Genomic DNA, 6244 nt, shown 5'->3' on the forward strand with positions numbered 1-6244 from the left:
CGGACTTTCTTTGTCCGTAATTATTTACTAAATTAGTTGCTTGAAACACGCAACAAACCATATACAACAACGTTGTAAACAATGCCTAAAAAACTCATAACGAATGAAATACGCTGAATTTAATATTGACACGAATAAAATAGAATTTATGAATTCCCCATTTGGTATTGAAAGCGTTTTGCTGAATGGAAAACAAATTTCTAAAAAGTTTTCTTTTTCTGGAATTACTCATAATTTAAACCTGAATTCACAAAACCTGACTTTAGAATCTGAATATAAACAGTTTGGAAAAAGAGAAATTAAAATCGAACTGAAAGAAAACGGAAAAGTATTAGAAACAAAAATTGTAGAAGCGGACAAAAAGCAGAGGATTTATTGGATGGCTATTGGAATATTTATTGGTTTACTTGGATTTAAACTTGGTCTGCTTCTGATTCAAAGTATTAGTGGATAAAGAAGAATAAAGCACTGTTTACAACACCGTGTATAATTAATTGCTTTGGCAAGTGCTTATCTGGAAAATTCCTTCGGAATTTTCTCTAGTCCGTATATGTTTACTAAATTAGTTGCTTAACCACGCAACTAACCATACACAACAACGTTAGCAGCAACCAAAAAAAACATTCCGTAAACAACAATGAGTAAAGATAACAACAATCAAAACAGGAATAGAAATTCTCGGAATAACACTAAAAACAGACCATTTGAAGATAAATTAAGACCTTTTATAACTGCTGACATTGATAAAAAAATAAACGACCTTTTTTCGCAGACGGTAAGAAAAATTCGTAGTGAAAATTCCGATTTTAAAAAAGAGGTAAAAGATTTAATTGAACGTATTGAGAATGAAAAAATCAGTCAAAAAATTTCTGAATTAGAAAGCGAACTCAAACAAATAGATAATAATTCGGAACTTGATGAAATAAAAAATGACCTGAAAACCTTAACTGAAAGTACTTTAAAGTACAAAAAGGATATTTCCTTACTTAAAAGAAAGTGCTTACCTTTTATTAATGTAAAAATTAATGATAGCAAACCTTCAGAGGTTGGTATCGTTCATTATCAGTTTGAAGAATTAATTGCAATAGTAAGTACACGATTAAATGTATTTTTAACAGGTCCAGCTGGTTCAGGAAAAACTACAGCAGCCAATCAATGTGCAGATGCATTAAATATTCCTTTCTATTTTACTGGTGCTATTGCAAGCGAATTTAAACTTACTGGTTTTATTGATGCAAATGGAAAAATAGTCTCAACAGAATTCAGAAAAGCATACGAAAACGGAGGACTATTTTTATTTGATGAAATAGACGGTAGTTTTCCACAAGCTGTTTTAGCTTTTAATGCTGCACTTGCAAATGACTATATGGACTTTCCAGACAAACGAATAAAAAGACATAAAAACTTTTACTGTATCGCAGCAGCTAATACATATGGACAAGGAGCAGATAGACAATATGTAGGCAGAAATCAACTTGACGCAGCTTCAATAGATAGATTTATTTTTATCGATTGGAAATATGACGAAACTTTGGAACGAAAACTTGCGAATAATGATAAATGGGTAGATTACGTTCAATCTATTAGACGAGTTATTGAGAAAAAAGAAATTAGACATATTGTAAGTCCAAGAGCATCCTTTTTTGGAGCAAAACTTTTGAAAAACAATCTTAATCAAGAATTGGTTGAGAATTCCGTTTTATGGAAAGGTCTAGATATAGCAACAATTGAATTAATTAAAAACAACCTATAAACATTGAGTGTTATAAACAAACATATCATTTACGAAGATTTATATGATTTTTGGTTATACGCATTTAGAGAAAGTGATGCTTACGAAAAATCATCTCGTGGATATTCACGAGAATGGAATGGGAATGTTACTTGGTTAGAGGCAAAAAAACTTGCTTTACAAGGTTGGCAAGACGGTTTGGAACAAGTTAAAAAATATCAAACTGAAATTACACCACAGATTACAGAAAAAGTAATTCGTCCAAGTCAGATTTATGATGTTGCTGGTTATAATGTAAATGTTGGTAGATATTTATCAAATGACCCAGAATGTTTTGTCTCTCGTGAGTTTGTAATCAATAATTCACCTGGAAGAGTATTTACTTTGGTATGTTCTATATCATTTTCAGCTGCTATCGAACCTGAAACAATAATTCAAAGAGGAGCGATTATTTGTGCATTAGTAGATGCTATTGAATACGCTGGTCATAGAGTTGAAGTAATATGCAATTGGGCAGTTTCAAAATACTCAAGCGAAAAAAACAGAACTGGTATTATCAAAAAAAATGGTTGGTTAGAATTAGATGTAACAATCAAAAAAGCTAATCAACCTTTAGAAATGATTGAACTTGCTTTTTGCTTGACTCATCCCTCAATGTTGAGAAGAATTATGTTTTCAGTTGCGGAAATTGAAGGTTGGTCAGATTTTGCTTATGCTTATGGTTATCCTGCGAACGCTACCAATAAAGGAGATTTATATATTCAAGAAATATTTAGTGGTAAAATACCAAACAAAAAAGCCATAAAATGGGTGTTAAACCAATTAAAAGATTTAAACATAGAAATTAAAAATCAATAAATTATGAAGAAAAAAGTTTCGACCCAAGCGAATCAAGCCAATCAAAATAATTCCAACAAAGGAACAAAAGGCACAAATAAACAAAATTCACAAGTACACGGAAATAGAGGAAAGCAGTTAAATCCAAACAACAAAGGGAAATAATGGCAGCTGCTAACAACGTATATAACTCATAGCTAGCTAGTTGCTTAATCAAAGTTAAGGCATATTTGCCAGTCCGCCAAATTTTTTAATTTGGCTTATTGAAAAAAAAGATAATAAGAAAAATTAAAAAATTTGGCTCGTGCTCAATCCGAAAATAATTAATAATTTGCACGCTACGAGCCATATACAGGGACGTTACCACCAATAAGACCACTCAAATGAAACTGAACTGCAAAAAATGCGGAAATGAAATAAACGAACTGAATTTGTCGGAAGAACAAAAGTTTGAAATTTGGGGAATGGTTAAGCAGGATTTAAAACTATTTGCAGTTAAAAAAATTATTGACGATTTCGGAATTAGCCATAAAGAAGCGAAAGTCATTATTTCGCACATAAATAGTGAATACGGAAAATGTAATCGTTGCGAAAATGACGAGTTAGAATCTGAAAATACTGAATGTCAGAAATGCGGAGCGTTCAATTATAATTTTAAAGAACCTGTTTTTAATAGTGAATTTTGCTCACATTTGGAATACAGACTTGATTTTAACAATTTAGGAATTGAAAGTGTTCAAGGTTTTTGGTGTGATGGAGTTGATTGCTTTCCTTACGACTTAAAAAGTTTGTCTAAAGAGAATATTGAGAAAAATAAATCAATTGTAACACGAGCTTGGATTGGAAAAGGAGGACAAGGAATTTATGAAATGAAAATTAAATTTGGAAAACAGTCAGTTGATAATTATAAAAACGGATTGAGTTTGATAGAATGTATTCCTAAACGAGAAAACAGAAATTGGATTAAAATAGAGCCTGAAAACAAACGAATTCAAGTATCTCTGAAATAATTACTGGTGGTAACACCGTGTATAATTAATTGCTAGGTTCTTCCCTACTTGCGAAAATTCCTGCGGAATTTTCACGGGTTCGTAAAAGTTTGCTAACTTAGTTGCTAAACCACGCAACTAACCATACACAAGACCGTTACCTGCAAGCTGAAAAAAATCACGGATGACAAAAACTTCATCGAAAATAACAAGCATAATATTTGGAATAATTGCCATTTATTTTACTATTTCCTTAATTCCAAATAAGAATGAAAAAAAATTAAATGCGTTTAACAAAGAGTTTCCTTTTGAGAAACAAATTAAAATATCTGAAAAATTTATAACGGATTTTGAATCATCATATAATATTGGATTTAGTTTAGAAAATCCTAATCCTTATAAAGAAATTGACTCTATGCTTCCAATCAAAACAGAACTTGAAGTATTATATAAAGGGAAACCAATCGAATTATTTGGAAACAATAGTTTTGTGAGTAAATCGGGTGCTGAATATGAATTAAACCTAAATCTGACAAATGCAAACTCAAAGCCAAACAAATTAATAGTAGGAATTCAAGTCGATGTTCCTGGACCGATTTATGAATTGATGTTTGAAAGAGAGTATAAATGGGTATTTTGGACATTAAACGGAATTATAATTTTGATTGCGTTGATTGCAGGATATTTTGGCTTCCGAAAAAAGCCTGCAGGTAACACCGTGTATAATTAATTGCTGTTTTCTTCTCTACTTGCGAATATTCCTGCGGAATATTCACGGGTTCGTAAATGTTTGCTAACTTAGTCGCTAAACCACGCAACTAACCATACACAAACACGTTACCTACAATATTGAAAAAACTGCTTCAAATAATAATTCTGACTTTAATCACAGCTTGTGGTTCAACTAAAAATACGACTGACCTAATTGCGGACGAAAAGTTTGAATTATGCTCTGAAATCAAATATAATCGACTCGTTACGGAAGTTGGACCGATTGAGGGAAAGCTGATTTACAAACAAAATATTCATAGTTTATTAGAAAATTCACTAATTCAAGAAAAATATCTGACTGAAATAAGCAAAAACGGATATACGGAATTATTAAAAAAGGCAAGTCGCAAAGAAATAGAGCCTGAGTTTTTTGAGAAACTTAAATCGGATTTAGGATTTGACCCATATTTGTTATTTCCGATTAATTCCCATTTATCTTGCTATGGTTATTTATTTGAACAACTAAAGATTTTAGACAAGTCAAGTTGGCAATTTGAATTTGGATTAGCTTATAACAAATTTGAGGCTTACGGAGATTTAAAAACTGATAGCGAATATTTAATTGACGCGCTGAATAAAATTCCAGAAGATAAATTTCAAAAAATAATGTATCGGAAATTATTCTTGGATTTAATATACACGAATCTGAATTAAAAATACTGTAGGTAACACCGTGTATAATTAATTGCTAGGTTCTTCCCTACTTGCGAATATTCCTGCGGAATATTCACGGGTTCGTAAAAGTTTGCTAACTTAGTTGCTAAACCACGCAACTAACCATACACAAACTCGTTGTGCATAATTCAGCACGTCAGAACCTGGTTTATTTCTCGATCTAAAGTGAGGAATTTTGAAAATATTTTACTGCTAGTTGAGATTACCCTATTTAAAGTAAAAAAAGAATTAATTTAAATAGACATTAAAAAAGATAAAAATCATTCAAAATTGATTTTATAACATTATTGAAACTATAACTCAGAATTTTATTTATGGCTAACTGTATATTTTGCAACAATAAAAAAATAAGTAAAGAGCATCTTTGGGGAGCGTGGTGGCAAGACTATTATCCTGCTAGTGAAAAAGATTTACTTACAAGAGATGGTCATACTATAACTGCACGAAATTCTAACAATGATATTATTTCAGAAAAAGGATTGTTTTCAAATGTTGGAGACCCTCTAGCTAAAACAACAAAAGTAGTTTGTCAAAATTGTAACAATACTTGGATGAGTGCAATAGAAGAAGATATGAAAAAAACTTTTCATAAATTATTTATTAATGAAGAAGACATTATTTCCTCTGACGATATATTAAGGTTAAAAAAATGGATGTATTTAAAGTTTTGTCTTATCGACCGCGCATACTCTAAACAAAATTCATTAGTATCTAGTTCCTTATCAAATTCAAAAGAAATAAAAGAACAAATTAATTTAATACGAAAAGAAAATTGGAAAGGATTCTTAAACGGTATTAACTTACCTAATGAATTCCGGTTTTTTATCGCTAGAGCAACAGGAGAATTGAAAATCGGTTCTTTTAATTATATTCCATTAATTATGTTGGAAAAAGACAATTTGTTGAACATCAAATTAATCGATACTTGTATGTTTTTTAATGGTCATTTTCTCGGAATTCTAACAAGTAATGATATTGTTATAAAATTTCTTAATAATAATGAAAAATTTAAAGGGCTGTTACCATTAGTTAATGATACAATAAAATTTATTACGAATAAAAAGGTATCCGCTCGTGAACTTGAAGATTCAATACTTTGTGAACTTGAAAAAAATATTATAGGAAGAAAATTACGAAGGAATTTTTCTAAATCTATCTAAAGAACTATGCACAACAAAGTACTGTGGTAAAAAACAAGTAAAAACTTATTAATTTATTGCTAAAGTACTTCTGTAATTAT

At 30.5% G+C, this 6244-nt stretch carries 8 protein-coding genes; all 8 read left to right on the forward strand.

The genetic code is table 11. The features are described from left to right. Window positions 1–103: 103 nt before the first annotated feature. The 8 genes from HSX10_RS18305 to HSX10_RS18340 all read left to right on the forward strand — a co-directional run bounded on the left by HSX10_RS18305 (window position 104) and on the right by HSX10_RS18340 (window position 6164). Window positions 104–454, forward strand: a complete 351-nt coding sequence (locus HSX10_RS18305; RefSeq protein WP_173589702.1) for a hypothetical protein — start codon at window positions 104–106, stop codon at window positions 452–454. A 183-nt stretch (window positions 455–637) separates the two neighbouring features. Continuing rightward, a complete protein-coding gene (locus tag HSX10_RS18310) occupies window positions 638–1753 on the forward strand; it encodes an AAA family ATPase (RefSeq protein WP_173589703.1) in 1116 nt (371 codons plus the stop codon). Between the two features lie 3 nt (window positions 1754–1756). Further along, on the forward strand, window positions 1757–2590 hold the full coding sequence (locus HSX10_RS18315) for a DUF7192 family protein (protein WP_173589704.1): 834 nt from the start codon (window positions 1757–1759) through the stop codon (window positions 2588–2590). Window positions 2591–2593: 3 nt separating this feature from the next. After that, on the forward strand, window positions 2594–2734 hold the full coding sequence (locus HSX10_RS18320; protein WP_173589705.1) for a hypothetical protein: 141 nt from the start codon (window positions 2594–2596) through the stop codon (window positions 2732–2734). Window positions 2735–2952: 218 nt separating this feature from the next. Next, window positions 2953–3579 (forward strand): hypothetical protein, encoded by a 627-nt coding sequence (locus HSX10_RS18325; protein WP_173589706.1) that lies wholly within the window; start codon window positions 2953–2955, stop codon window positions 3577–3579. A gap of 163 nt (window positions 3580–3742) precedes the next feature. Continuing rightward, on the forward strand, window positions 3743–4288 hold the full coding sequence (locus HSX10_RS18330; RefSeq protein ID WP_173589707.1) for a hypothetical protein: 546 nt from the start codon (window positions 3743–3745) through the stop codon (window positions 4286–4288). Window positions 4289–4407: 119 nt separating this feature from the next. Beyond that, complete coding sequence (locus tag HSX10_RS18335) at window positions 4408–4983, forward strand: hypothetical protein (RefSeq protein WP_173589708.1); 576 nt, start codon at window positions 4408–4410, stop codon at window positions 4981–4983. Between the two features lie 335 nt (window positions 4984–5318). Further along, window positions 5319–6164, forward strand: coding sequence for a hypothetical protein (locus tag HSX10_RS18340; protein WP_173589709.1), 846 nt, complete (start codon window positions 5319–5321; stop codon window positions 6162–6164). The last annotated feature ends 80 nt before the right edge of the window (window positions 6165–6244 follow it).

Origin of the sequence: Winogradskyella undariae (genome assembly GCF_013285155.1) — a bacterium.
Classification (GTDB): domain Bacteria; phylum Bacteroidota; class Bacteroidia; order Flavobacteriales; family Flavobacteriaceae; genus Winogradskyella; species Winogradskyella undariae.